Genomic DNA, 23458 nt, shown 5'->3' with positions numbered 1-23458 from the left:
TTTTTTATTTTATTAAATCCTCAATCGAAACACCCAGTGCTTTGGCGATTTTCGCCATAACAAGCACGGACGGCTTTTTTATTACATTGCTCTCAATTTTAGTCAGGGTAGTATATTTTACGCCTGATTTCTTAGCAAAATCCTCTTGAGATAATCCTTGTTTATTTCGGTATTTCTTTATATTTTCGCCTATGTTGATTTCTGTTGCCATATTTTCAATAATTTGATAGTATGTAAGTGATATATTATCTTTTCAATATAATGATAACAAATATTATAAAAACAATCAAACAAAAAATGAGAAAAAGCCTGCTTCTGGCCAAAATAAAGTTTGAGCCGACATTTTTTCAGGTTTTTCGGCGGTTTGCGCCTCGCACAGCGAGGCGACGATTTCAAGTTTTTCTAATCCGCCTTTGGCGGATTGTTCGGCCCTGCCGATTCTGGTGTCATATTTATTTAAAAAATATTTTTAAAACTTTACACAATTTTTAGTGTTGAAATATCAATAATCGTTGTCTTTGTTTCTGCCCATTTACCAAATTTAAATCATCAATACCAAATCTCTCGATAAAACTTTTAGCGAAAGATTTATAATTATTTTGATAGTTTCTACTAATATGGTTAATGTAAAACTCCATATCTTTTGAGTTTAGATGTTTAGCTAAAAGTTTTAGATCTCCATCGAATTTAATGCAATATCCGGCATAAAAAGTATATTCTTCTTTTTCCCAAACAATAAAATTTGGTTTTAGATTTATTGGCGATGTTAATATTTTTTTACCAAATGAAGTATCAAGACCCTGTGACCTTCCAAATGCATACCAATCAACAGGATTCGGTTTTCCTTTATCGCGATTATCAAGAACTTCTTTTATTGCCTCAAAATATTTATATGTAAAAGGATATTTTTCTTTCAGATCCTTTTCTGGAATAATAGAATGCCTGCTGTTCACTTTTTTATAAGGGAAAATTATAAAACGATTTTGGTTCTCATTAGGATTTTTAAGCACAGAGGCTTTTATTATCGGTTTTAAAATTTCCCGTTCGACTTGGAATACTCTTCCATCTTTTAATTTAATTTCTGCGAAATCGCCATCGATTACAGGGTCCTTAAAAATATAATAATCATCTGCAAGCGTGGTTATCCCGACGTGAATTTTTGCAATTTCATTCAGATGCAATCCTCTTTTTTCAATTTTATTTAATTTTTCAAGAATATCGTTTGAAGTTAAAATCCAATTATCTTTGTTTAAATTTTCAATATTTATCTCATCAATATAATTTATATTTTCTTTATTGCCCTTAAATAAAAAAAAGGTGTTTTTCTTGTGGTTTTTATCTAAAATAGTTATCAAAGAATAAGTCGTAGCGTTATCAAATAATTGATTATGCTCAAAATCAATCAGTGTTTTTAATATTTGGTGGAATTTTATAAAGTTTCTTAAACCTTCGCCTGCTTTTGTTTTAAGATAAGTGTTTGGCGCAATATAACCCAATTTCCCGGTTTTTTTTAACAAATAATAACCGAGCTCAAAAAAGGTAATAAAAATGTCCGTTGACCCCTTTTTACATAATTGCCATTCATTCTGAATTTTTTCCCTTCTTTTTAGACCAAGATGTTGAATCCTAATATATGGTGGATTGCCAACAACGAAATCGAATGAACCAAAAAATCTACTAACGAAAAATTTATCTAAACTATCCGTCTTTAAGATATTCCATTTAATATTTTTTAAGTCATATTTTTTGGCAATACCTTCCAGTATTAAAATACATTTTTTTATAGCATTTTCGTCGATATCAAAGCCGAATATATTGTTTTCTATTTTTTCTTTTATAATCTTATTTTCTATTTTTGCTTTTTTAGCATCTTTAAGAAATCTAACAAGCACTTCGCTTAAAAATGCCCCATCTCCGCAAGCCGGATCAATAATCTTTTTTTGGTAAATATTATTTTTATAATCGAGATTGTCCAAAATTAACTCAACAATCCATTGAGGAGTATAAACAATGCCATTTAATTTTTTTTCGCTAATTTTCATAGTCTAGGATTTTAATTTACACAACGCTATTACTTTCCCAATGAAATTTTCTACTGATAATTGACTTTCTAAAATATTTTTTGTTTCTTCTGTCAGCCCTAAATTTTTTAAGTTTTCAAAATAAGCACATCCTCGTTTATCAAAATCTATTATAGCCATACCTAACACTTCTGGTTTGTGCGGGAAATCCAAATCATTAAAAAGTTTAACATATTTTACTAAATCATTTTCGTTTAAAATTTCTATCTTCTTTTCTTTTCCTCTCAGGCTGCCTTTATTTTTATCATAATAGGGGGTGCGAGCTCGCAAAACTAGAAAATGGGCGAAGCCAACATTTACTCGTCTTATATTTGCGGTTTCTCCAAGTAAGTTTTCGAAATAATTATTTGAGTTCTGTTTATAATTTGAGGTAACAAACTTAAAACTAATTGTCGTAATTATTCTTTGATTTTTAAAAATAGAAATGTCTAGTGTTTTTGGATAGTATTTTCCATCTATTTTAAATTCTCCGTCTTTCCCTAAACTTTTAACCGAATATCCTTTCCCTAATTTATTTTCTATGACCTCGGCAAACCATTTATGTACAGGAATTAATTTTTTATTACTTCTAGCACCGAAAGTATTGTAAGCTCGAAATGTTTTTGAGATTGCTCTTAAAAATGAATTTTTCATAGTTTTATTTTATTAAATCCTCAATCGAAACACCCAGTGCTTTGGCGATTTTTGCCATAACAAAAACCGATGGCTTCTTAATAACGCCGGTTTCAATTTTAGTTAGCGTGGTGTAAGGAATATCAGCTTTTCTGGCAAATTCGTCCTGTGAAAGTTCAAGTTTAAGCCGAAATGATTTTATCTTTTTTCCCAGTTTATTTTCTTGATTATTTTCCATAATTTGATAACATTAAATTGTTCTGCTATAATTCTATACAAGTATATGATAACAAATAAAAACAAAACAATCAAGAAAAAGAAAAGCCCGCTTCTGACGTTCTGCTTTGCGGGACAAAGACAAAAAATTCATCCCGCCCTCTATGCTCATGATAAAGTTTTATAGAATTTATTTCAGAAATATTAAAAACAATAAAGCAACCAATTTTTGTGATGGGCTTAGAGGGCGGGACGGGTGGCGAGCCAAACTTCGCTTTTACCAACTGGCGGTGCCTGTTTGAAAATATCCGAACTGATTTTGTGACAGATTGGCTCCGCCGGGCAGAAAAGCAAAGACCAAACCCTTTTCTGCCTGCCTCGCCTTGCCTGCCCGACCGAAGCAGTGCGTAGGTGGGAAGCGGAGGCGAGAAGGACGATTTTCCGCCAGAGGCGGATCTGCCTCAGGCATGACAAGTTTTTCTTTGGCGGCAAATTTTCTTCTATATTTAATAATACCCTCTTGCTATTATTTTTTCAATTGTGTATACTAAAGTTATCAGAAAAAATATGCCATCGAAACATTATCCACAATCGAAATTGAATTTGTTTCCTTCAGACCCTGTAAAAAATTTAGACTTACAGAGCCCATTTTTTACTTCCCATCTTATTACCTATATTGGCAATAAACGACGGCTACTGCCTTTTCTGTATAAAGGATTTCTGAAAATCAGGGAAAAGTTAGGGAAGCAAAAAATGGTTATACTAGATGGCTTCGTCGGAAGTGGTGCGGCGGCTCGCTTGTTAAAAGCATTTGCGAGCGAACTTCATGTAAACGATTTGGAAGATTACGCCGAAACATTAAATCATGCTTATCTTGCTAATAAATCAGAAATAGATATAAAAGAATTAGAAAAATATATAAATTGGCTCAACGAAAATAAATTAAAACTTAAAGCTAATGATATTGGATTTATAGAAAAAAATTATGCTCCAAAAAATGATAATAATGTCCAACAAGGAGAAAGAGTATTTTACACAAACAAAAACGCAAAAATTATAGATAACTTACGGGAACTGATTGATGAAGTGCCAAGAAAATATAAACATTTTTGTCTCGCCTCGCTTTTGGTAAAAGCGTCTATCCACACAAACACATCAGGCGTGTTTAAGGGATTTCATAAGCACAACGGCAATGGACATTTTGGCGGACGGGGGGAAAACGCTCTTTCTCGTATTAAAAAAGAAATTTCGCTTGATGTGCCTGAATTTTCTGATTTTGAGTGTCCTGTGTTTGTTTGCAAACGAGATGTAAATGAACTGGTGAAAGACAAAAATATTCCATTCTTTGATTTAGTCTATTATGACCCACCCTATAATCAACATCCTTATGGCTCGAATTACTTTATGCTTAATATTATCAATGGCGGTAAGCCAGTGGGAATACAAGATGGTGTAAGCGGTATAGCAAAAGAATGGAACAGATCGGCGTATAACAAAAGAAAGATTGCCGAAGATGCGATGGATCAACTCTTGGCCGGTACTCGGGCAAAATTTATTGCGATTTCCTATAACGACGAGGGAATAATTCCAATTGATGTCTTCAAAAAAATTCTCTCGCAATACGGGAAATGGGAACTAATGGAGCAAGATTATAACACTTATCGCGGCTCAAGAAATCTGCGCGATAGGGATATAAAAGTCAAAGAATTGCTTTGGATTCTTGAAAAGAAAACTGCTTAAATCTCATCAAGTTTGCGTAGACGCGCAAGAGATTTATCGATAACTACTAACATAATTTTCGCGATTTCCTCTGCGCTCCATTTTGACATTCGAGCAAAAATTGTCGCTGGGCAGATTTGGGTATTACCGTGCTGCAAGCAATCAACATATACCCTATTGAGCGGAAGCCAATCATTTCCAGCTATCAACCTCATAAGAATCGAAGAATCTCTGTTTTTGAAACGGGAAGAATGCGGTTGTTTTTCAAAAATCTTGAAATCATCTTTAAGGAAAAAGTCAAACCCTTCAGTAAAAACAATATAAGGATTGTAGCCATAAAAACTGGTTAGTGTTTTTATGGCATTGGCGTTTTTAGCAAATCTCTCTATCGCATTACCTTGTGCTTGAGGCGGTCTTTTCTCTCTTGGAATTGAAGGGTCGCCGCCTTTCTTCTTCCAATCGGCGTCACTAATTGGCGTATATCCGTCATATTCTCCTTGATGTTTTACTTCAAGCGCGCCAATAATATGGTTAAAATTATCTTTTTTTGATTGAACAAAAAATATACCGCCATCAGGTTTAATTCCGTCTGCGGAGTCGAAGGCTTGTAATTCTTTGGGTTTTCTTTCTGGCAAACCGACTAATTTTGTGCCTCGGTTTATATACGCAATAGCATATCCAGCTTTCAAGTCTTTAAGACCCAGTGTCTCAAGATTATTAAAATCTAAGTGTGGGTATTTTTTAAGTATTGTTTCCCACACAATATTCGAAGCCACTTTTGCCGTATCCTCTTGTCCCTTGGATAAAAGGTTAAAGGGCGGACTTTTTCGTGTTTTTAGATGTTGTCGATGTCTCTTTTCCATAAAAGCATTTTTAAAATTTCATAAGGTTGTCTAACGAGATTTCTAGTGCCTTAGCGATTTTTTCAATATTCTCGAGTGTTATATTTTTTTCTGCCCTTTCAATCATTCCGATGTATGTTCTATGAACGCCGGCACGAGAAGATAACTCTTCCTGAGATAAACCTAATTTAAGCCGTCGTCCACGGACTTTATTACCAAACTTTAATAGTATTTCTCGTTTCACATTAGATACTTCTATTATATACACTTGCTATTTTTAGTTCTACATACTATAGTTAGCATAGAGATATTAGAATGAAAATAAAGAAAAGCTCGCTTCTGGCCAAAATAAAGTTCGAGCCGACCCCGAACAAATTTACTTCGCAAATTTAACGGGGCAAGCATTTTTTCAGGCCTGCCCCGTAGGGAAACGAAGTTTCTCCTTCGGGGTTCTTTGGCGGAGGGGAAGGGATTTGAACCCCCGATCCGTTTTAAGACGGATAACGGTTTTCGAGACCGCCGCATTCGTCCACTCTGCCACCCCTCCGAAAATATAGTAGGTAGTAGAGGTGAGGAATTTTTAATTTCCAATTTTGAATAAATTTTAAATTATAAAGATTTAATAAAAAGGTCTCCTATATAATACACAGGACACCTCCACATCACAGAACCTTATGTGTAATGATATTTAATATTTGATATTTGATATTTGACATTTCTATTCTTAAATTACCATATCTTTTATAAGGAGCATTCCAGACAATGTAACAGTGTTATGAAGAGAATGTGCAAATATTGAGGGAAATATAGAACCGGTGTTTTCATAAAGCCAGGCAAATAATATTCCTAAAACAAATATCGGCAATATTGAAGAGATGTTCAGGTGAAGGATAGAAAAAAAACAGGCGCTTAACAAAATACCTAAAACTTTTCCGTTTCTTACTTTTAAAGCAGGATATAAAAATCCTCTAAAAAACAATTCCTCAGAAACAGGCGCTATAATTCCTGCAATTATCCATATATATATAATAACAAAAAAATTTTTTTCTTTAACAAGAAATATGCTGATAGGATGGGGTTCTACATAAAATCCTAATAAGGTTGTAATAATTGCACCAACGATAGCTGCTGCAATAAACAAGGGCAAAGCCGCAATATAAGCCAGAACGGTAAAAACGATTTTTTTTGCCAATCCCTGTTTTATAAAACCCAGTGTCTTATAATGTTCTCTGTATATGAAAACAACATAGTAAATAACAAGCACCAGCAAAACACAAGCAAGGATAGAAGACTGACCAATCTTAAACCATTCTGTATTGGTTGATTTTAGAATTGAAGATTTACTTAAAAGGGCCGTTAAAACCGCCGTTCCTATTATACTGATAGACATTATCTTAAATGAATCAAAAACCTTCCACTTTATATCAAGATTTAAGGCAGGAAATTTTAAAGGCACATCTTTTTTTATAAGAAAACCCCCGATATATGTTGCAAGCAGTATAATGCCTGTTATTATTCCTAAAAACACACCTGCCAAAACTATTGAAATCCTTAAAAGTTGTGAGGATGTCAAATTTTTCCAATTTAATACAAAACTATCTTTTTCAAAAAAACCATTTACATTTGTATCTACATAAGGCAGGATTAAAACAGATGCCGCTATCAGAACAATAACAAGCCAGAATCTTTGTTTTTGAATAAAATTTTTTATTCTATCCCACTTCATCGTATTCTCTTACTCTGAAAACTGTCCCTAATTGGTGAGCAATTTCTTTGCATTTTTCAACATCCACTGTTGGAATTCTAACGACTGTTAGTTCTACATCTATATTAAGTTCAAGGCACCTTTTTGCAAACTCAAGTATTGCATCAAATGTTTTTTCGCCCCAGACAGGTTTGCATATTTTATTGTATGTGATAGAATCGTGAGCATCAAGGCTTATGCTTACCTTGTCAACCCTGCCTGCAATCTCAGGCACTATATCCTTCCCGGCAATAAGGCTGCCATGCCCATTGGTATTCAGTCGGACAGGAACACCCATCTTTTTTAATCTTTCTGCAACCCTTACAACAATATCAAGTCTTAGCGTTGGTTCCCCATATCCACAGAATACAACCTCTTTATATGATTTTGCATCCGCTATAGCATCTATAATCTGTTCTATTGCGGGTTCAGTTTCAAGTCTTAAAAAATGTCCTTTTATAAAATCGGTTTTTGCCCTTATACAAAATGAACAAACATTTGTGCATCTGTTTGTTATATTAAGATACAATGAATCTCTTATTGGATATGCAATGTTTTGTTTTGATTTTTCTTCTCCTATACTGAACAACTGTATTGCATTCAAACTTGTGATTCTTTCAACATCCTGCAGGGATAATTTCTTGATCTCTGTAAGAACCTTTCCAACCTCTATAACATAGCAGGGTTCATTTCTTTTTCCTCGGATACCTTGCGGAGCAAGAAAAGGGGCATCGGTTTCTACCATCATTTTTTCTATTGGAACATAAGAAACAACCTCTCTTAAATGTTTTGCTTTGGGATATGTTATATTTCCGGTAAACGATATATAAAGTCCTAAATCAAGAATAGATTCTGCCTGTTTTATATTTCCTGAAAAACAATGGACAACCCCTTTTACTTTATTTTTTGCGCCAGATTCTGCCCTGCGGGATAGTATAGATATTGCATCCTCAAATGCATCTCTTATGTGGATTATTAACGGAAGGTCAAGGTGTCCAGCAATCTCAATGTGTGCGTTAAAACTTTTTATTTGTTTCCCCTTTTTTGTCTCGGTTCTGTAATAATCAAGACCTGTTTCACCTATTGCAATAACTTTTTCAGATTTTGCAAGATCTTTAATAATCTTAAAATTCAGGGGCGTCCATTCATCTGCATCTATTGGATGGATGCCTATGGCTGCAAACACATTTTTATATCTTGCAGATATATCAATAGCATTCCTGCTGGATTGGATTGATGCTGCCGGATTTATAACTTTCTTTACACCACAAGAAAAAGCTTTTTCAAGAACACCATCCCTGTCCTTGTTGAAATTTTTAAAATCCAAATGACAGTGAGTATCTATCCACATATTACCATATCACCAGAGCACTGGTATTTCGTATCCCGTCGTCTGTTTTTTATGGAATACGATATACGGAATATGGACGACGAAATACGAAATACGGGCGACGGCTTTTACCTGTCACCTATTTTTTATGAAAGAGGAGACATTTCTCTTAATCTTTTTATTATCGGCGGGATTACCTTAATACAGTATTTGATATCTTTTTCTGTGTTCATTCTGCCGACAGAAAATCTTACAGAACCCTGGGATATAACAGGGTCAACGCCCATTGCCGTTAACACATGGGAAGGCTCCAGTGAACCTGATGTGCAGGCACTCCCTGTTGATGCACAAATCCCTTTCATATCAAAATTAAGTATTATAGATTCGCCTTCCACATATTCAAATCCAATATTTAAAACACCCGGGAGTCTTTGCGTGGGATGTCCATTCAAGTGAAGATGTGTAAGACTGGACAAAAGTCCCTGATGTAGCATATCCCTTAAATTTCTTATCCTGTCGGGTTCTTCGCTCATATTCTTCACTGCAATCTCAACTGCTTTACCAAAACCAACTATTAAGGGCACATTTTCTGTTCCAGCCCTTAATTTTCTTTCATGTGGGCCCCCATGCATCATCGGTATAAGGTCTACTTTTTTTCTTACATACAGGATACCTATTCCTTTGGGCCCATAAATCTTATGGGCAGAAAGAGAAAGCAAGTCCACGCCCATTTTTTCAACATCTAGGGGGATTTTACCGAAACTCTGAACAGCATCTGTATGGAATAGGACACCTTTTTCTTTGCAGATATCTGCTATTGCCTGTATTGGCTGGACTGTCCCTACCTCATTATTAGAATGCATAACTGTTGCAAGTATTGTCCTGTCGGTTATTGCATTTTTTACATCTTCAGGACTGACCAACCCGGTTTTATCAACATCTAAATATGTTACGGAAAAACCGTTCTTTTCAAGATACTGACAGGTTTTCAATACTGCAGAATGTTCAACCTTTGTTGTAATGATATGTCTGCCCTTATTCTGGTATGAGTATGCAACACCTTTTATTGCAAAATTATCAGCCTCTGTACCCCCTGAAACAAATATTATATCAACCGGTTCTGTTCCAAGTGCTTCACCTATAACGGTTCTTGCCTTTTCAATTGCAATTTTTGCAGATTGTCCTTTTGAGTATATACCTGATGCGTTGCCGTATTCCTGTTTATAATAGGGAAGCATTGCCTCAAGCACCAGTGGATCTACAGGTGTTGTTGCATTATTATCAAGATATACAATTCTTTTCATAGCCTCCTTCCTACCTGCTTACCTGCCAAGCTCGACAGGTGAACTATTAAATATGTTATCAAATCATAGTTTTTTGTCAAATTACGCCTGCATTAAAAACTTCTTGATAAATTTATTTTTTTATTTAGAATAAAACCTATGGATTTTATTTACGCAATACTTGCAAGTCTGTTGGTAAGTATAATCTCACTGGTTGGGATCTGTACTTTGATTTTTAAAAAAGAACTCTTAGAAAGAATTCTTATATCTCTGGTTGGCCTTTCAGCAGGAGGACTTATAGGTGGGGCTTTCTTTCATCTGCTTCCAGAAGCAATTAAAAATCTGAATTTATTTAAGGTTTTTGTTATTACACTTTTCGGTTTTCTTCTTTTCTTTGTCATTGAAAAATATCTTTTCTGGAGACACTGCCACCGCGGGCAGTGTGATGTTCATATATTTAGATACCTTAACCTGCTCGGTGATGCTGTGCACAATTTTATAGACGGTGTTATAATAGGAACAGGTTTTAGAATAGGGCCTTATATAGGCATTCCAGCAACTGTTTCTATCATTATGCATGAAATTCCGCAGGAAATAGGAGACTTTGGAGTTCTTGTATATGGTGGATTCGGTAAATTTAAGGCTCTTTTCTATAATTTTCTTTCGGCACTAACCTCAGTGCTTGGCACAATATTAGGATTTTATCTATCATCTCACATCCAAGCATTTTCATTCTTTCTCCTGCCATTTGCAGGTGGAGGATTTTTATATATTGCAATCTGCGACCTTATACCAGAAATTTATAAACAAAAAGATACAAAAAGAACTAACACAGCCATGCTGTTTTTTGTGCTCGGCATTTTGGTGATGTTTCTTTTAAGATTTTTTTTCCATATCTGTCCTTAAAGATAATAAAGAAAAAAATGAAAACAGGAAAACAGGTTGAGAAAGATTCTGTATTAGATATCGCAGGATTTATTTTATGCTCCGCAAGGACGGCACCAAAAACAAAGGGGTTGGACAATATAGAAACCATACTCATAGACGATGAACAGACAAGAAGTAAGATTGTAGAAAAAATGAGACAGATCTCAAAGAGTGAACACAGACCTTCTTTTGAAAGAGACGCTAATTCTATTCAGTCTGTTCCTGCTATTGTTGTAATAGGTGTGAAAGCAAATCCTGCGGGACTAAACTGTGGATACTGCGGATATCCGACCTGTGAGGAACTAAAAAAGACAAAGGGTGTCTGTGCATATAATTCAATTGACCTTGGGCTGGCGACTTCTTCTTCTGCAATAATTGCAAACAAGTTCAATGTAGACAACAGAATTATGTTTTCAATAGGAAGAGCCGCACTTGACCTGGGACTTTTTGAAAAAACCTCAGAGACTTCACCATCAGGTAAGGTTGTTCAGGCGCTTGGAATTCCTTTAAGTGTAAGCGGTAAAAATCCATTTTTTGACAGGAAATAACCTTTTTTCTTCTTCCATTCTCCCCTTTCAAACCATATTACCGTAATAATTCCGTTCACGACTGTTGTAAGGACAATTGACCACCATATTCCGTTTGTCCCCCATATTTTGGAAAAAAAGAATGCAAGGGGTATCTGTAGCCCCCAGAGTGAAAAAACCGTAATAACCATTGTTGCAAGTGTATCGCCCGCACCCTGTAAAGCCCTTCCAAGAACAACGCCAAGCGCCGTGAACACATAGGATAGGGGGACTATCCTTAAATAATCGGAACCTATTTGTATAACATCTGTTTCTTTGTTAAATACGGCTATGATAAAAGGAATAACGATTGACCCACAACATGGTTTGCAAAATCATAATTTTTTGAACCGATGTATCTTGAAACAATGGCAATTGTCCCCGATGATATTCCCACAACAATGGGAAATAAAATCATAAGGATTGTTCCGCTTGTCGCAACGGATGCAATTGCAATACTTCCTAATTTCCCTACCCAAAAAAGGTCTATGAGGGTTTGTATATTCTGCAATACGGCGTTTATAAGCATGGGTATAGAAAGGTTTATAAGTGCCCGGACGGTATTTCCGCTTGTTATGGTATCGTTATTGTATTTTAATTGTACTATCTTCAAGTGGTGGTAACAAATCTTTGTTTTACCTGCCCAAAATTTGCTCTTAAATAAGCAAAATTTTGGGCAGGAAAACAATGAAAAAGATTTCTTTGACGCCTACCAGAACCTCCAGTAGAATACCAACAAAAAGGAGGTTCGGGTATAGGAGAAAGAGAGTGTCTTTATAGAATGAGAATGAGGATATTCGAAGAGGCAGATAAAAACCGGGAACCAATAACCTCCCTCTGCAAAAGATATGGAGTGAGCAGAAAGTGGTTCTATAAGTGGAAGAAGAGAAGAGATAAAGAAGGAGATGAAGGTTTAAGATCAAGGACAAGAAGAGCTCCCAGGATGCCCAATAGAGTGCCAGAAGAAATAGAAGAGCAGATTCTAAACTTCATAAATGTTGACTAACGATACATTAAGTATACAACTTAATGTATCGTTAGTCAACACATAAGAATATAAGTGTGCCCTGAAACTGTATACGTTTTTTCATATTAAATCTTTCTTCTCAACGGCCGAACTTAAACGTTATTATATCTCAAGATAGCACGCCTACTAAAAATAGTCAATGAAGTGTATAAGTTATGTCAACAGTTTGATTATATGCTTGGCAAGATAGTCGTCAATTTCATTGTGTCTTGGTACAGGTTGTCTTTTGCCGGTTTTGGGATTCACGTAAAGATCATGATTTCTTCCGTGTCTGACAAAAACGCATCCTGCTTCACCTATCTTTTTGATGAGTTCTTTCAGTCTCATACGGTAAGGGCAAGTTCTTTGATTTGGTGTTCTTTAGGGACTTCGTCCATTGCCATAAGCAGATAGGCGTCCCTTAAGTTTTCTTCCAATTCCTTAAGAGTCTTGCCCTGAGTCATTATCTCCGGATGTTCGAGAAGTTTGCCAACCCAAAACTTTTTCCCTTTCCAATATATCATCTTCATTTTTGTCCTTCTTGCGGTTCTAATGATAGATCTCACCTGCCCGAAAACGCTACTGCGTTTGAGGGTCAGGTGCAGCGCCTTGTTAGACACATTTGTTCACACAACTTGATAGATCAATGGTCGAAAATGAGGGATTGGTATCGGTTTTCCATTAGTACGTGCTGCCTCAAGCCATGCTTCTTTTGCTTTCAATACCTCTTCCAGTGCCTCTTCTGGCGTTTTGCCAAAAGCGGAGCAATGTTTTAAGTCGGGTATATCTGCAATGTACCCCTCGTCTTCGTCACTGTAAAATACATTGACATGGTAATCTTTCATGCTTCATCCTCCATTTGAAGATTATATCGTTCAACAATCTGCAATAATTGTTTCACCTGGTATGACTTTGCTTTTCCTTTAACATCTTGGAGATTTACCAATTCTGGCACGTCGGGATGTACAAAAATATGATGGCTGCTGTTGATACGGTCCAACCGAAATCCAAACATCTTAGCACCCGCTACTGCCTCTGAAAATCTGATATTTTTTGAACCGGAAAGTAGCTTTTGTAGCAGTTTACTTTTATTCATAATCTTTCTCGTGTGTCTAACAATTAATATACGAATTCGTTTTTTATAGTTTTCTGTACTGCCATAAGCATTATTGTAGCAGATTCACTTAATCTTTCAATATAAATTGGTTGACCGCATTTCGTAATTTGCCAGAGTAGAAATGGAGCTGTGCAACAGGCTCACAATACACTTACAGGATCTACATCTATAAAAAAGCGCATCTTTGTTGAATGTTCACATCTTTTTATACATTCCCATATACCGGTTTTTGCACTTTCCCACAATTCTTCTGGAATCCTTACTGTAACAGTCCATCTGTATTTGCTTTTCAAAAAAGATAAAGGCATAGGAGCAGGTCCTACAACGGATGCACCTGTCTTTCTTAAAAATGTCTGGAGTTCATAACAGACTGTATCAGCCGCATCTTTTGCTTTCTGCTCTTTATTCGCTTTTGATATAATCTGAAGAAGTTTTGAAAAAGGAGGCAGGAAAAGTTCTTTTCTGCTTTCTATTTCCCTGCTATAAAAATCTTTATAAGAATGTATTTTTATATCGCGTATTACATAGTGCTGTGGATGATATGTCTGTATAACAACCCTTCCGGGTATAATACCCCTTCCGGCACGGCCTGAGACCTGTGTAAGAAGATGAAATGTTTTTTCAGATGACCGAAAGTCTGCAAAGTTTAGTGCCGTGTCAGCAGATATTATACCGACAAGAGTTACATTCGGAAAATCAAGTCCTTTTGCTATCATCTGTGTTCCTATCAAAACATCAATATTACATTTTGCAAATTCACCCAATATCCTTGAATGTATTCCTTTTGTCTTTGTTATATCAGTGTCCATCCTTTCAACTCTTATATCTTGAAAAACCCTGGCAACCTCTTTTTCAACTCTTTGCGTGCCGACCCCCTGAAATTGTAGATAATCCATTTTGCACTCAGGACAAATTCTTGGCGCTTTCATATTAAAATTACAATAATGGCATATAAGTTTTTTTTCTGTGCTATGAAAAATCAAAGATACATTACATCTTTTGCATTTTATTACACATCCGCACTTCCTGCAAAAAAGATATGTTGAATGGCCTCTTCTGTTTAAAAAAAGAACTACCTGCTGGCGTTTGTCAAGAGTTTCTTCCATTCTTAATATTAAATAATCTGACAGTACAGGGCTTCTGTTTCCTTTTACAATCTCTTTCTTCATATCAACAATATCAATTGCAGGTAGCGGTCTTGATTCAACCCTGTGTGAAAGTGTCAGATGATGGATTTGACCCTGGGATGCCCTATAAAATGTTTCAAGTGAAGGGGTGGCACTACATAGAATAAGAACAGCACCGTGCTGTATTGCTCTGCGTCTTGCAACATCTCTGGCATTATACCTCGGTATATCATCCTGTTTATAAGAATTTTCCTGTTCTTCATCAACTATAATAACCTTAAGATTTTGGACAGGAGCAAATATTGCAGAACGGGCCCCTACAACTATTTTTGCATCTCCTTTGACTATCCTTTCCCATTCTAATCTTCTTTCTGCACAGGTAAGATGACTGTGCAAGACTGCAACATTTCTTTCAAACCTTGACCTGAACCATCCGACCATCTGAGGGGTAAGTGAAATTTCGGGAACAAGGATTATACTTGAAAATCCATTTTCAAGAGCAAATCCGACAGAACGCATTGCCACTTCTGTCTTACCGCTTCCTGTTACACCATAAAGTAAAAACTCGGTATATGATTTTCCTATGCTGTCTGTTATAGATTTAAAAGCAGCATACTGCTCTTCATTTAACTGAACAGATGTTGCTATGGGGTTCCATTCTTCTTTTTTAGTCTTGCGAGTTTTTACTTTTCTTTCAGGAAGTATAGTCCAGGAAGGAACACAGGATAAAAGTGCTTCGCCGATAGAACAGAAATAGTTTTGGGAAATCCATTCTGCAAGTTGCAGGACATTATCATCTAGCACCTTTTTGTTATCCAGAACCTTTTCAATCTGAAGAACCTTTTGTTCCGGAATATTACAGGATATATCCATCCCAACAACAAAACCAATCTTTTTTTTATGTCCGAATGTGACCTTAACCCTGTAACCTGTAAGGTCTCTGCCCATGTCCTCATCTTTGATTTTATAATGATACAATCCTCGCAATGGTAGAGGGATTGCAACTATTGCATATGGTTTTATTTCCATATTTTTCCCGTCTTAACCTGTTTTATTTTCCCTGCCTGTTATATAAAGCAAAAAGTTCTCAAATTTTAATTAGATAGAAAGTCTTATCTAAAGGGGTTTATTTTTTTACTGCCTTATTATATCATACCAGTATGCTCGTAGTCTCTGCCTCTGTATCTTTTAATTATAATAAGGAAAAATTTTTTTCTTGACACCATTAGAAGTTTATGATAAAATTTTTATTGGAGATGGTCGTGTGTGACAAGATTTTGTTGCGTCCCCGACAGAGGGTTCACTTATAATAATTAGCCTCCTGGGAACTGACTGTTTTTAAGGCTTTCGGGGACAATTTAGGATAATTTTATGAGAAAAAAAAGAAATTTCCTGGTGTTATACGGTGGAGCCTATCTCTTTCTTCTGCCTAACCTTTTAGGGTTTCTTGTTTTTACGATAGGGCCCGCCCTCTGGTCCTTGTTCCTTGCTTTTACCGAATGGGATATTCTTACTCCATTGAGGTTTGTCGGTTTTTCCAATTTTGTCGAACTGTTAGGGTTTCATAGTACTCCCACCGGCCTGGTCGCCAATGATCCTCACTTCTGGTATTACCTCTGGAATACCATTTTCTACATGCTCTTTATTCCGGTGGGCATGGCTCTATCTCTGATAATGGCGCTTCTTTTGAATCAGAAAATAAAGGGGATTACCATCTACCGCACCATCTATTTTCTGCCCACGGTATGTTCCGGGGTGGCACTTGCTATTCTATGGCGATGGCTCTATAACCCCGACTTTGGTTTGATCAACACCTTTTTAGCCCGGGTCGGCATCCAGGGACCGGGATGGTTATCCAGTATCGAATGGGCAAAACCGGCTATTGCTTTTATGGGGTTGTGGGCAGGCCTTGGTGGATTTAACACCATCCTTTATCTTGCCGCTTTACAGGGGGTGCCGCGGCATCTCTACGAGGCAGCGGACGTGGACGGTGCCAACTTCTGGCAAAAGTTTCTATACATCACTCTGCCCTGCATTACTCCCACTACATTTTTTATCTTTGTGATGAGCGTCATTGGCGGATTCCAGGGCGGGTTTATGTCCGCCTATATGATGACCGGTGGTGGACCAGCCGGCGCCACCACCACCATCGATTACTATATTTATATTAATGCATACCAGTGGTTTAAGATGGGCTATGCTTCTTCTATCGCATGGGTACTCTTTGCCCTTGTTTTCATCGCCACACTACTGAACTGGAAGTACGGAGGAAAAGGGGTAAAGTATGTTTAAGGGGCAGAATGAAAAACATCTAAGTCGGGCAGAATCCAAGCGTCGGAAGAAAAAGAGGGATATAACCTGGAAAGCCCTGTGGATTTTCATCTTAAGTTTAGGTGCGATAACAATGTTAGTGCCTTTTCTGTGGATGCTTTCCACGTCCTTAAAGGAAGCAGGTGCGGTCTTTACCTTCCCGCCTCAGTGGATTCCCAGTCCCATTGTCTGGAGAAATTACATTGATGCCTGGCGCGCAGTGCCTTTTGGCCGGTTTTATCTTAACTCCATCTTTATTGCTCTCTGTCAGACCGTGGGTGTTCTTCTCACCAGTTCTTTAGCTGCCTTTGCTTTTGCGCGCCTAAAATTCCCAGGCCGGGATAAACTTTTCTTCCTTTATTTGGCTACAATGATGCTGCCGGGCGCGGTTACAATGATTCCCACCTTTATTCTTATGAGACTTTTCGGCTGGATTGACACCTATAAGGCTTTAATTATCCCGGGATTGTTTACTGCTTTCGGAACGTTTCTTTTAAGGCAGTTTTTTATGTCAATTTCCAGCAATTTAGAGGACGCAGCGCGAATTGACGGATGCAATAAATTGGGCATTTACCGCCATGTGGTTATTCCTCTTTCTAAACCCGCACTAGCCACACTCGGCACGGTAACCTTTATTGGTTCCTGGAATAATTTTATGTGGCCCTTAATCGTTACCAACAGTATGGAGATGAGGACTTTGCCGATAGGAGTGGCTTCTTTCCAGGGGCTTCATACGACCGACTGGACTCTCCTGATGGCTGCCTCCATAATTGTGATGCTGCCCACACTGATTGTCTTTATATTTAACCAGCGGTTCTTTGTGGAAGGGATAAAACTGACGGGAACCAAATATTAACCTTAATGAAGAATTGAGTTTTCGGTATCTAAATCAAAGAGTTGTATCTGTTTGGGGTCAAAGGAAATCTTAATTTCCTCCTGTATTTTTCTTATCTCTCCGCTTACAAACCGGCGGCACAAGAGCAAATTTTCTCCGCAACGCAGGTGCAGCAGGGTTTCGTTGCCCAGAGGCTCCACCACTTCAACCTGAACCGAAATCTGGCCATTTTCACCAATGGAAATGTGTTCAGGTCTGATTCCTAAATAGATCTTTTTCTCCCGGTAAGGACTTACCTTTTCTGTAATTTCAGGTGCAAGCAAAATCTTAAACACCTCTGTTTTAAAAAAGAAGCGGACTTCTTCTTTGACAATCTTACCCTCAAAGAAGTTCATTGGGGGTGAACCGATAAAACCGGCCACAAATTTGTTGACCGGGAATTCATACAGGTCCAGGGGTGCGGCAATCTGATGAACCAGGCCGTCTTTCATAACCACAATCCGCTCACCCATGGTCATTGCTTCTACCTGGTCATGAGTGACGTAAATCATAGTTGCCTGAAGCCGCTGATGAAGTTTGATAATTTCCAGCCTCATCTGTACCCGCATCTTGGCATCAAGGTTGCTCAAGGGTTCGTCAAAGAGAAATACCTTGGGTTTGCGGACAATGGCTCTGCCTACCGCCGCTCTTTGTTGTTGTCCTCCGGACAATTCTTTGGGAATGCGGTGGAGCAGGTCATAAATACCTAACATCTGTGCTGCATCCTTAACGCGCTGTTTAATCTCAGGGGCCGGCAATTTTCTTAACCTTAAGCCAAAAGAGAGGTTATCATAGATAGACATATGGGGGTAGAGGGCGTAATTTTGGAAAACCATTGCGATGTCCCTGTCTTTGGCTGGCAGGTCATTAACCAGAAGATTATCAATGTGAATTTCTCCTTCGGTAATGTCCTCCAGACCCGCAATCATCCTTAAAGTGGTAGACTTCCCGCAGCCAGAAGGACCTACCAGGACCACAAACTCTTTATCTTTGACCTCCAGGTTAAAATCCTTGACCGCGATTACTTTACTGCCGTAAGTTTTACCTACTTTCTTCAAAATTACTTTTGCCATTTTACTCCAATGGAAGTATGTGATATGTTATATAAAAAACGCATTAAACACTTAGGTAAATAGACCATAGGTTATTTAGACTGTAAGTATAAACAAAAAATACTAACAGCCTATAGCCCACAGCCTAAATAACCTGAATAGCAACTTAAACAATTATTTATTACACTGCACATATCATATATCATACAAATCCCCACTTGTTATAAGTTTATCATATAACTTAAATTTTGTCAATACTTTTTTATCTTTGTTTGAGAATGGGAAAAACATCCCTGCCTGCGGTACCTGCCCTTAACCTGTCTTGTAGACAGGGATTTTTGAATTTTCTACCCTGTTGTTGAAAATTTATTGTAATATTTCTTCCATAAAATATAATAAATATTGTGAAAGATGTGTTTACTCAACCGAATTTTATTACACAAAAACTATGCCTTAAATGCAGGGTATGTTGTAGATTTTCAAGCCCTGATACACCGATAAGACCATATCTTGATGCAGAAGAGGTCCTTAATCTTTCCCCGTACATACAGGATATATATCTTCCGCATATTGACAATAGAAGGGGAACAAGAATCGGATTGGTTCAAAAAAAAGATGTGTGTGTATGCCCGTTTTTTGACACTGATAAAAGTTCCTGTAATGTCTATAAGAGAAGACCTTTTGATTGCCAGTTGTACCCTTTTGTTGTTATGGAAAATAAACATCGCAATGCCATTGTGGTCGGCGCAGATTTTTCCTGTCCAATCATAAGAAGTATGTGGGGAAAGGAAAGCTTTAAGAAATATGTAGAATACCTTGAAGAATATTTTAATAAAAATCTTACGGAATACCTTGAAAAAAATCATTGTTTCATTATGGAATATCAGGCGTCTGTGCAGAAACTTTTTTCTGTTAAACGCTCAACAGAGAGATTTTTACCCATAGGGTTAAAAAAAATTTGCATCAGAGACAAAGATATTATACAGAACTTTTTTAATAAATATAACTCCTTTTTAAGTTCATATTCTTTTCTGTCCATATTTATATGGAAAGATATTTTGCATATTGCATGGAAAATTATTGAGGACCACCTTTTTATATTTGCAAAAACAGGAGGCTGGTTTTTGCTTTTGCCGCCGATAGGCAACGGCCATCAATTAAGCACAGGGATGGACATTCTTAAGCAGTTAAACGGCAAAGATTCAGCCGTTTCAAGAATAGAAAACCTTGCTCTGCAGGATTGCGAGGAACCTTATTTGGATTTTAAAAAATCTGATTTAGAATATATCTGCCTTACAAAAGAACTTGTAGAATTAAAAGGAGATAGATATAAATCAAAAAGAGCTAACTGTAATTATTTTAATAACAGGTATAAATATACATATAGAAATTTTTCAAGGCATCAAACACAAGAAGCCATTGCTCTGTACTTAAGATGGGCAAAAAAAAGAATAAGAAACAATCAGTCGCAGGACAAATACAATGAGGATGAATACTATAACATGCTTATATCGGATTCTGCTCTGGCACACCAAACAGGAATGCTATATGCAGAAAGGTTAGGGCTTGAAGGAAGGGTTATATATATCAACAATAAAATAGAAGGGTATACATTTGGTTTTCCTTTAAGACAGGATACATTCTGTATTCTTTTTGAAATTGCAGAACCGGAAATAAAAGGACTTGCACAATGGATGTTCAGGGAATTTTGCAAAGAACATATTTCTTATAGATATATAAGTTTGATGGGAGACAGCGGCCTGGAAAATTTAAAAAAAGTAAAAACTTCTTACCGTCCCATAGTAAAAATACCGGTTTTTACAACCTCATATTTTATTTGAAAGAAGTATCATTTTTTACACCCTTTTTAAGCCTTAAAAGATACTCTATAGATAAATCAAGGTCTCTAAATAATTTACTTAAACGTGTCAATGACCTTACCCTTGCAATAAGTTCAAGTCTGTCTATGGGTTTGGTAAGAAATTCATCACAACCGTTTTCTATTGCCCTTTCTCTTTCTTGCGGAAGGGCCGTAATCATTACAACAGGTATAGGAGAGGTTGCATCGCTTCCTTTTAATGCTTTCAAGACTTCAATTCCATCCATAACGGGCATTCTTATATCAAGAAGTATAATATCCGGTTTTTCATTCTGTGCAAGCATAAGTCCCTGTTTTCCATCAACGGCGGTAGATATCTCGTGCCCTTCTTTTTTAAGAATGATACTTATAATCTCTCTTGTAGATTCTTCGTCATCTATTATAAGAACCCTTCCCATGTCCCTCCTTTTTAATAGTTTAAGACAGCTGCACAACCCCAATCCCACTAATTTCAAATGCACCAGTGCACCAGCGCACCAGAGCACCAGGGCACCTGACCTTTGTAGCCTTTTCTAATCTTTTCTAATCTTTCGTATACTTTTTTTTAATTTTTTTTGGGGGATGGAAAAAGACATCCCTCCCCGACAAGTCGGGGCAGGCCCCATTAGAAACTTAAGGAGCAACTGGTGCTCTGGTGACTGGTGCTCTGGTGCTCTGTCCTACCCGACCTTCATTTTTTGAATTTGTTTTTACCTTTACATACACACAATCTTCATTTCTTGCCCTTTTACATTTATATTTTACAAATTTCTTGCCATAAATCAATCTTTTAAACTATAATATTATACATGATTTATGACGAATTTCAAAAAAAGGCAATTGAACATCTCAATAGCGGTTTATCTGTTATAGTTTCTGCACCAACAGGGGCCGGTAAGACTGCTATTGCAGAACATCTTATCTCAAAATGTCTTCAGGATAGAACAGGTATAATATATACAGCCCCATTGAAGGCTCTTTCAAACCAGAAATTCAGGGATTTTAAATCCCAGTTCCCAGGACACGTAGGCATACTTACAGGGGATGTTTCAATAAACCCTCAATCGCTTGTTATGATAATGACAACAGAGATATTCAGGAACAAAGTTCTTGAAGAAGCACATGCGCTTAAACAATATTCCTGGATAATATTTGATGAGGTCCATTACATAGACAATCCTGAAAGAGGAACTGTGTGGGAAGAATCTTTTATATTCCTTCCGGAACATATGAACATACTTGCACTTTCTGCAACAATTCCCAATGTCCACCATCTTGCAAGGTGGATACAAACTATTCATAAAAAAGAAGTAAAAGTTGTAATAGAACATAAGAGGCCTGTTCCTCTTCATTTTTATTTCTATTGTCACAATAAAATATATAACAACATTGAGGTCTTAAAAAAAAGTACAAACAGAGAAGCACCAAACAGGCTTAACTCACTGATTGAATATATACAGAAGGTTGAAGGATTTCCTTGTATATATTTTGTATTCGGAAGAAACAGAGCTGAAAGTCTTGCACTTGAACTTATTCACCATAATTTTCTTAAAACCGATGAAAGCCAGAAGATATCTTCAATGTATAATTTACTGTGTGAAAAATTTTCACTACAAGATGAACCATCGGCAAAACAGATTTATCCGCTTATTCAGAAAGGCATAGCATACCATCATGCAGGGATGCTTCCGACACTTAAAGAAACCATAGAAAGATTATTCACAAGCAGGCTTCTTAAAATAATATTTACAACAGAAACATTTGCACTTGGTATAAATATGCCCAGCAGAACGGTTATATTTGATGAGCTTAAAAAGTTTTACGGCAACAGAATAGAGAACCTGAAAACAAGGGACTTTTATCAGATGGCCGGAAGAGCAGGAAGAAGAGGCATGGACAAACAAGGGTCTGTGTACTGCAGAATAAATCCTCGCTATACAACCCCTGACAATATAAAACGGATAATTTACGGAAATCCCGAAGAGGTAAAAAGCCAGTTTAACGCATCCTATTCAACACTTCTTAACCTTTATCAGAGATATGGAGAAAATTTTTTGAATATATATCCATCTTCGCTTCATTATTTTCAAACCAAAAAATACCAACACAAGGAGACAACCCGCCTTATGAAAGATAAAATAAACTGCCTTAAAGAAAGTCTGAATATAAAAAACGGCACTCTTACCGATAAAGGTATATTTGCCAAAAGTGTTCCGAGTTATGAGATTTTACTTTCTGAATTGTATGAAAAAGGTGCACTTGAAAAATTAGATAAACTCTCTCTCGGGATATTAGCCAATGCCATTGTATTTGAACCAAGAAAACATCAAAAAGAAAAACCTCTATCAAAAAAAATAAACGCCCTAAAACAGATGTGCGATAATTTTTATAAAAAAATAAACTATCTTGAATCAAAATACAGGATCTATCCGAAAAGCAAACAAGCACATTTTCACCTTGCAGAGGCAACACATATGTGGCTTCAAGGGGCAGGATTTCAAAATCTTTTTCAATGGACAGATACAGATGAAGGGGATGTAATAAGATATTTCAGGATGAGTATTCAAGTTTTAAGAGAAATCCATAATTCTCCGATACTTTCAGATGGACTAAAACAAAGATTGAAAGATACAATACACTATTTTAACAGGGATGTTGTGGATGCGGAAAAACAACTTTGTGAGTAAGTCCCTGAATAGAACAGGCGGACATGTGCCTGGGAAAACCTTTGTTCGTATATCGTCGTAAGTATCTTTTATAGAATGCGGTATACGGAATATGGTCCACGGACTAT

Annotated in this window: 28 protein-coding genes and 1 tRNA gene; 8 read left to right on the top strand and 21 right to left on the bottom strand. The window is 36.8% G+C overall.

The window, feature by feature from the left end:
- Positions 1-4: 4 nt before the first annotated feature.
- The 6 genes from B9J78_03400 to B9J78_03375 form a co-directional block, all read right to left on the bottom strand.
- On the bottom strand, positions 5-220 hold the full coding sequence (locus B9J78_03400) for a hypothetical protein (GenBank protein ID MBA2123967.1): 216 nt from the start codon (positions 218-220) through the stop codon (positions 5-7).
- A 268-nt stretch (positions 221-488) separates the two neighbouring features.
- Entirely contained in the window at positions 489-2042 is a 1554-nt protein-coding gene (locus B9J78_03395) for a hypothetical protein (GenBank protein MBA2123966.1), read from the bottom strand.
- Positions 2043-2045: 3 nt separating this feature from the next.
- Positions 2046-2714 (bottom strand): hypothetical protein, encoded by a 669-nt coding sequence (locus B9J78_03390; protein MBA2123965.1) that lies wholly within the window; start codon positions 2712-2714, stop codon positions 2046-2048.
- A gap of 4 nt (positions 2715-2718) precedes the next feature.
- Entirely contained in the window at positions 2719-2931 is a 213-nt protein-coding gene (locus B9J78_03385) for a hypothetical protein (protein ID MBA2123964.1), read from the bottom strand.
- Positions 2932-3001: 70 nt separating this feature from the next.
- Positions 3002-3193, bottom strand: a complete 192-nt coding sequence (locus B9J78_03380) for a hypothetical protein (GenBank protein ID MBA2123963.1) — start codon at positions 3191-3193, stop codon at positions 3002-3004.
- A complete protein-coding gene (locus tag B9J78_03375) occupies positions 3187-3378 on the bottom strand; it encodes a hypothetical protein (protein ID MBA2123962.1) in 192 nt (63 codons plus the stop codon). The genes B9J78_03380 and B9J78_03375 overlap by 7 nt, the downstream gene beginning before the upstream one ends.
- Before the next feature lie 98 nt (positions 3379-3476).
- Here B9J78_03375 and B9J78_03370 point away from each other — a divergent pair, with 98 nt between their 5' ends.
- The gene (locus tag B9J78_03370; protein ID MBA2123961.1) at positions 3477-4649 is read left to right on the top strand and encodes a hypothetical protein; all 1173 of its coding nucleotides are present in this window, start codon (positions 3477-3479) and stop codon (positions 4647-4649) included.
- On the opposite strand, the gene B9J78_03365 is transcribed toward B9J78_03370, so the two are convergent.
- The 6 genes from B9J78_03365 to B9J78_03340 all read right to left on the bottom strand — a co-directional run bounded on the left by B9J78_03365 (position 4646) and on the right by B9J78_03340 (position 9848).
- The gene (locus tag B9J78_03365) at positions 4646-5491 is read right to left on the bottom strand and encodes a hypothetical protein (GenBank protein ID MBA2123960.1); all 846 of its coding nucleotides are present in this window, start codon (positions 5489-5491) and stop codon (positions 4646-4648) included. The genes B9J78_03370 and B9J78_03365 overlap by 4 nt on opposite strands.
- Before the next feature lie 10 nt (positions 5492-5501).
- Positions 5502-5714: a transcriptional regulator gene (locus B9J78_03360; GenBank protein MBA2123959.1), complete on the bottom strand. Its 213-nt coding sequence runs from the start codon at positions 5712-5714 to the stop codon at positions 5502-5504.
- Positions 5715-5925: 211 nt separating this feature from the next.
- A tRNA-Ser gene (locus B9J78_03355) sits at positions 5926-6017 on the bottom strand.
- Between the two features lie 177 nt (positions 6018-6194).
- Positions 6195-7196, bottom strand: coding sequence for a hypothetical protein (locus B9J78_03350; GenBank protein MBA2123958.1), 1002 nt, complete (start codon positions 7194-7196; stop codon positions 6195-6197).
- The gene (locus B9J78_03345) at positions 7183-8565 is read right to left on the bottom strand and encodes a hypothetical protein (GenBank protein MBA2123957.1); all 1383 of its coding nucleotides are present in this window, start codon (positions 8563-8565) and stop codon (positions 7183-7185) included. The genes B9J78_03350 and B9J78_03345 overlap by 14 nt, the downstream gene beginning before the upstream one ends.
- Before the next feature lie 125 nt (positions 8566-8690).
- Positions 8691-9848, bottom strand: a complete 1158-nt coding sequence (locus B9J78_03340) for a cysteine desulfurase NifS (protein MBA2123956.1) — start codon at positions 9846-9848, stop codon at positions 8691-8693.
- A gap of 138 nt (positions 9849-9986) precedes the next feature.
- Between B9J78_03340 and B9J78_03335 the strand changes: the two genes are divergently transcribed.
- Positions 9987-10733 (top strand): hypothetical protein, encoded by a 747-nt coding sequence (locus tag B9J78_03335; protein MBA2123955.1) that lies wholly within the window; start codon positions 9987-9989, stop codon positions 10731-10733.
- 17 nt (positions 10734-10750) lie between these two features.
- Positions 10751-11302, top strand: coding sequence for a hypothetical protein (locus B9J78_03330; GenBank protein ID MBA2123954.1), 552 nt, complete (start codon positions 10751-10753; stop codon positions 11300-11302).
- On the opposite strand, the gene B9J78_03325 is transcribed toward B9J78_03330, so the two are convergent.
- Positions 11242-11631 carry a hypothetical protein gene (locus B9J78_03325; GenBank protein ID MBA2123953.1) on the bottom strand — a complete coding sequence of 130 codons (390 nt, stop codon included), beginning with the start codon at positions 11629-11631 and terminating at the stop codon, positions 11242-11244. The two genes, B9J78_03330 and B9J78_03325, sit on opposite strands and share 61 nt — an antisense overlap.
- On the bottom strand, positions 11610-12008 hold the full coding sequence (locus tag B9J78_03320) for a hypothetical protein (GenBank protein MBA2123952.1): 399 nt from the start codon (positions 12006-12008) through the stop codon (positions 11610-11612). Before B9J78_03320 ends, B9J78_03325 begins: the two co-directional genes overlap by 22 nt.
- Positions 12009-12101: 93 nt before the next feature.
- On the opposite strand from B9J78_03320, the gene B9J78_03315 reads away from it, so the two are divergent.
- Complete coding sequence (locus B9J78_03315; protein MBA2123951.1) at positions 12102-12326, top strand: hypothetical protein; 225 nt, start codon at positions 12102-12104, stop codon at positions 12324-12326.
- Positions 12327-12500: 174 nt separating this feature from the next.
- On the opposite strand, the gene B9J78_03310 is transcribed toward B9J78_03315, so the two are convergent.
- From B9J78_03310 to B9J78_03290, 5 genes are all read right to left on the bottom strand, one after another.
- A complete protein-coding gene (locus B9J78_03310; GenBank protein MBA2123950.1) occupies positions 12501-12674 on the bottom strand; it encodes an addiction module toxin, HicA family in 174 nt (57 codons plus the stop codon).
- Positions 12671-12856 carry a HicB family protein gene (locus B9J78_03305; GenBank protein ID MBA2123949.1) on the bottom strand — a complete coding sequence of 62 codons (186 nt, stop codon included), beginning with the start codon at positions 12854-12856 and terminating at the stop codon, positions 12671-12673. The genes B9J78_03310 and B9J78_03305 overlap by 4 nt, the downstream gene beginning before the upstream one ends.
- Before the next feature lie 96 nt (positions 12857-12952).
- Positions 12953-13171, bottom strand: coding sequence for a HicB family protein (locus B9J78_03300; GenBank protein ID MBA2123948.1), 219 nt, complete (start codon positions 13169-13171; stop codon positions 12953-12955).
- Complete coding sequence (locus B9J78_03295) at positions 13168-13422, bottom strand: hypothetical protein (GenBank protein ID MBA2123947.1); 255 nt, start codon at positions 13420-13422, stop codon at positions 13168-13170. Before B9J78_03295 ends, B9J78_03300 begins: the two co-directional genes overlap by 4 nt.
- Positions 13423-13583: 161 nt before the next feature.
- A complete protein-coding gene (locus B9J78_03290; protein MBA2123946.1) occupies positions 13584-15599 on the bottom strand; it encodes a primosomal protein N' in 2016 nt (671 codons plus the stop codon).
- 342 nt (positions 15600-15941) lie between these two features.
- Between B9J78_03290 and B9J78_03285 the strand changes: the two genes are divergently transcribed.
- Positions 15942-16862, top strand: a complete 921-nt coding sequence (locus B9J78_03285) for a hypothetical protein (GenBank protein MBA2123945.1) — start codon at positions 15942-15944, stop codon at positions 16860-16862.
- 112 nt (positions 16863-16974) lie between these two features.
- Complete coding sequence (locus B9J78_03280) at positions 16975-17736, top strand: sugar ABC transporter permease (GenBank protein MBA2123944.1); 762 nt, start codon at positions 16975-16977, stop codon at positions 17734-17736.
- A 2-nt stretch (positions 17737-17738) separates the two neighbouring features.
- Here B9J78_03280 and B9J78_03275 read toward each other — a convergent pair whose 3' ends face one another.
- Entirely contained in the window at positions 17739-18827 is a 1089-nt protein-coding gene (locus B9J78_03275; GenBank protein MBA2123943.1) for a glycerol-3-phosphate ABC transporter ATP-binding protein, read from the bottom strand.
- A 383-nt stretch (positions 18828-19210) separates the two neighbouring features.
- Here B9J78_03275 and B9J78_03270 point away from each other — a divergent pair, with 383 nt between their 5' ends.
- The gene (locus B9J78_03270; GenBank protein ID MBA2123942.1) at positions 19211-20647 is read left to right on the top strand and encodes a hypothetical protein; all 1437 of its coding nucleotides are present in this window, start codon (positions 19211-19213) and stop codon (positions 20645-20647) included.
- Here B9J78_03270 and B9J78_03265 read toward each other — a convergent pair.
- Complete coding sequence (locus B9J78_03265; protein ID MBA2123941.1) at positions 20640-21083, bottom strand: hypothetical protein; 444 nt, start codon at positions 21081-21083, stop codon at positions 20640-20642. The genes B9J78_03270 and B9J78_03265 overlap by 8 nt on opposite strands.
- 390 nt (positions 21084-21473) lie before the next feature.
- Between B9J78_03265 and B9J78_03260 the strand changes: the two genes are divergently transcribed.
- Positions 21474-23351 carry a hypothetical protein gene (locus B9J78_03260; protein ID MBA2123940.1) on the top strand — a complete coding sequence of 626 codons (1878 nt, stop codon included), beginning with the start codon at positions 21474-21476 and terminating at the stop codon, positions 23349-23351.
- Positions 23352-23458: the final 107 nt, after the last annotated feature.

The organism is bacterium Unc6 (assembly GCA_013626165.1).
GTDB classification, from domain to species: Bacteria; Omnitrophota; Gorgyraeia; order Velesiimonadales; family Velesiimonadaceae; genus Velesiimonas; species Velesiimonas alkalicola.
This window is presented reverse-complemented; position numbering and strand designations above follow the sequence as displayed.

Coding starts and splice junctions, on each gene's coding strand:
- B9J78_03375 (MBA2123962.1), bottom strand. CDS start 3,378: ATGCCTGAGGCAGATCCGCCTCTGGCGGAAAATCGTCCTTCTCGCCTC.
- B9J78_03350 (MBA2123958.1), bottom strand. CDS start 7,196: ATGAAGTGGGATAGAATAAAAAATTTTATTCAAAAACAAAGATTCTGG.
- B9J78_03260 (MBA2123940.1), top strand. CDS start 21,474: ATGATTTATGACGAATTTCAAAAAAAGGCAATTGAACATCTCAATAGC.
- B9J78_03340 (MBA2123956.1), bottom strand. CDS start 9,848: ATGAAAAGAATTGTATATCTTGATAATAATGCAACAACACCTGTAGAT.
- B9J78_03335 (MBA2123955.1), top strand. CDS start 9,987: ATGGATTTTATTTACGCAATACTTGCAAGTCTGTTGGTAAGTATAATC.
- B9J78_03330 (MBA2123954.1), top strand. CDS start 10,751: ATGAAAACAGGAAAACAGGTTGAGAAAGATTCTGTATTAGATATCGCA.
- B9J78_03295 (MBA2123947.1), bottom strand. CDS start 13,422: ATGAATAAAAGTAAACTGCTACAAAAGCTACTTTCCGGTTCAAAAAAT.
- B9J78_03305 (MBA2123949.1), bottom strand. CDS start 12,856: ATGAAGATGATATATTGGAAAGGGAAAAAGTTTTGGGTTGGCAAACTT.
- B9J78_03280 (MBA2123944.1), top strand. CDS start 16,975: ATGTTAGTGCCTTTTCTGTGGATGCTTTCCACGTCCTTAAAGGAAGCA.
- B9J78_03265 (MBA2123941.1), bottom strand. CDS start 21,083: ATGGGAAGGGTTCTTATAATAGATGACGAAGAATCTACAAGAGAGATT.
- B9J78_03365 (MBA2123960.1), bottom strand. CDS start 5,491: ATGGAAAAGAGACATCGACAACATCTAAAAACACGAAAAAGTCCGCCC.
- B9J78_03390 (MBA2123965.1), bottom strand. CDS start 2,714: ATGAAAAATTCATTTTTAAGAGCAATCTCAAAAACATTTCGAGCTTAC.
- B9J78_03370 (MBA2123961.1), top strand. CDS start 3,477: ATGCCATCGAAACATTATCCACAATCGAAATTGAATTTGTTTCCTTCA.
- B9J78_03290 (MBA2123946.1), bottom strand. CDS start 15,599: ATGGAAATAAAACCATATGCAATAGTTGCAATCCCTCTACCATTGCGA.
- B9J78_03385 (MBA2123964.1), bottom strand. CDS start 2,931: ATGGAAAATAATCAAGAAAATAAACTGGGAAAAAAGATAAAATCATTT.
- B9J78_03275 (MBA2123943.1), bottom strand. CDS start 18,827: ATGGCAAAAGTAATTTTGAAGAAAGTAGGTAAAACTTACGGCAGTAAA.
- B9J78_03395 (MBA2123966.1), bottom strand. CDS start 2,042: ATGAAAATTAGCGAAAAAAAATTAAATGGCATTGTTTATACTCCTCAA.
- B9J78_03300 (MBA2123948.1), bottom strand. CDS start 13,171: ATGAAAGATTACCATGTCAATGTATTTTACAGTGACGAAGACGAGGGG.
- B9J78_03315 (MBA2123951.1), top strand. CDS start 12,102: ATGAGAATGAGGATATTCGAAGAGGCAGATAAAAACCGGGAACCAATA.
- B9J78_03310 (MBA2123950.1), bottom strand. CDS start 12,674: ATGAGACTGAAAGAACTCATCAAAAAGATAGGTGAAGCAGGATGCGTT.
- B9J78_03345 (MBA2123957.1), bottom strand. CDS start 8,565: ATGTGGATAGATACTCACTGTCATTTGGATTTTAAAAATTTCAACAAG.
- B9J78_03285 (MBA2123945.1), top strand. CDS start 15,942: ATGAGAAAAAAAAGAAATTTCCTGGTGTTATACGGTGGAGCCTATCTC.